The sequence below is a fragment of the Endozoicomonas sp. SESOKO3 genome, from assembly GCF_024606255.1.
Map to the genome: position 1 here is coordinate 1 of NZ_JAHHPR010000568.1, position 2,428 is coordinate 2,428.

At 45.9% G+C, this 2,428-nt stretch carries 1 protein-coding gene; it reads right to left on the bottom strand.

Annotated elements, in window-relative coordinates; all coding sequences use genetic code 11:
• On the bottom strand, positions 1 to 2,428 hold a 2,428-nt coding region (locus KDK18_RS09760; RefSeq protein WP_257254715.1), incomplete at both ends, for a hypothetical protein.

A 2,428-nucleotide genomic window follows, 5' to 3' on the forward strand; every position in this document is an offset into this window, starting at 1 on the left:
TCAAGAACGTATCGGGGTTTAGGTCCCAGGCGAGCCATTTGCCTGTCAAGCTCATTCTCAATGGCTGCAATACGCTCTTCAACCATAGGCTGACACGCTTTAAAAACGGCTATATACCGCTGTTCGAGTGTTTCTTTAATGAGATTGATCTGATCATCTGCAGGGGCATCCTCTTTATAGTCCAGAATGACAAGGCGCAATGCCATTTCATTATTTCTTTCTCTTATGATGCCTTCATCATCATAGGGTTTGCTCAGTTCGGAATTTAATGTCCGAAATCCGGCTCTTAGAACAACCCTCTGTTCATTCAGGCTGGCATCTTTTTCAAATTCTATTTTCAGATCATCGGCCAGTTTAGCAACCAGGTCTCTGGCTCTTTCCTTGGCAGCAATGTTTTCCCTCTTGTCGATAAGCAGCGCGTCCTCTACAGCTATAAGCATCTGTTCCTGTTGTCTTGTGATTCGAAAATCCTCGTCTTCGACATAGAGGCTCAGGCGCCAGTGAAGCCTGTCAAGTTTAACTTTTCTTTTTTCGTATTCAGTGGTGAAGTCTTCTTCCCAGAGTGCATTATTTATATCATCCAGCATTTTTTCGGTGACATCATCGCTGTCAAGTCTGGTAAGAATCCTGTCAAGTCGTTTTGCCTTGTCATCTCCTTCATTGACTTCGATTTTGAGCATTGCTTCTACGGTTTTCAGCAGATTCTGCGTCTCTTCCTGAGCCTTCTGTCTGGCTTCTGTGATGGCTGTCTGCATCCTCCCGGAAATGGCCTGACGACGGTAATACTCATCGTCTTCGCTGTCGGGATCACCCATTTCCAGTGCTTCTTCGACGACACTTAGTTTATCAAGTACTTCGGGCCTGGTTATGGGGTGCCCCGGTGTTCTGATGTCTTCCAGTTCTTCTTCCATACTGGCAAGCTTGTTTACATTCTCATGTATTGCTTCTATCAGTGTGATCTGATCCCCCAATGTGCTGTCTTCAGGCTGTTTCTTACCATAAAGCACTGCCAAAGCATTTCGCATGAGTTTGTCGTAAGTTATGTCAATATCGCTTTGAGCATTCAGTTCCTGAACTCTCTGAAGGATCCGTTCTTGATGAACGTCCAATGTTTCGCGTTGAGCATTCAGTTTCTGAATGCTCTGAATCAGAAGTTTTTGTTGAGTCTCAATATCTGCACCGCGATCAAAATCCTTGATGTTTAAATGCGCGGCAATGGTTGCAGCTATTTTTTGAGCTTCTGTTCCGGTGCTCTGTTGCTGAAGATATTCCTGATCGACCTCGGCTACCTGCTTGATTTCCTGAGTTTTCAGGCTGATGAGCCTGGCTTGCTCTTCCAGTGGCTGGGTATCATCCCGGTTATCAATTCCAAGCTCTGCTGCCATTTGGATGTTGCGAGCTATTTTGGCACCTGCTCTGGCATCACGAACGGGTTGTTCCAGCTTTGGAATTTGTTCGACTTCCTGCTGAAGTTTCTGTAACCGGTTTTGCTGTTTTTCTTGCTCTTGTTGATTCGCCAGTTGGTGCTGAAAGGCCTCAAGTTGCTGCTGTATATTGTATTGCTGGACATCGTAGTCCAAAATAGTGAGGCAAAGGGCTCGCAGTTGATTTTCACTAACCGGGGGCGGAACGGGCCGATCTCCAATGATAGCGGACAGTTCGTGGTAGGGCTTAAAGGCTAGTTCTGCCCTTAGTTGCACAAGCTGTTGAATGGACTCAATGCGGGCAACCCGATCATTTTCATCGATCGGAGTAATACCGAAATGGCCTTCAATGGCTGCCAATTTTGTATTCAGAGCCTCATCGGACTGTCCTTTTGCGGGCTCTGTTGCAGACACCGCTCTGTAGATTTCATTCGTTTTTTTTCTGATGATTCTGGCTTGTTCTGCCAGTGGCTGGGTATCATCCCAGTTGTCAATACCAAGCTCCGCCGCCATTTGAATGTTGCGAGCTATTGTGGCATCTGCTCTGGCATCAAGAACTTGTTGTTCCAGCCTTGGAATGCCTTCGACTTCCTGCTGAAGTTTATGTGACAGCTGTTGCAGTCCTGCCATCACTTTAAGAGTCTGTAGAAACTCATTCTCAACTCGTTGCCTGAGCTGAAGTGATCTGTATATTTTCTGGTGACTATCAACAATTGTCTCCGTTAAGAGTTTCATCTCCTTTCTGAGCTGGACGAGTTTGAGTTCTGTTGTCTGTTGCTGCTCTTTCAGCTCGCTTTCTATCTCAATCAGCTGTCCGGCCATGTCGCCCGTGACTTTGGAAGCAAACTTTTTGTTCTCCCCAAGAGCATCGATCTGCGCTTCGTTGATACCGCTTAGAACGGCTACCACTTGCTGAATATTCTGAATAAAGAGCTGACTGGTCAGAAAATTTTTAATGACGGGTTTGAAACCGAAGTATTTTACCAGTTGAGAATGCATCCAGG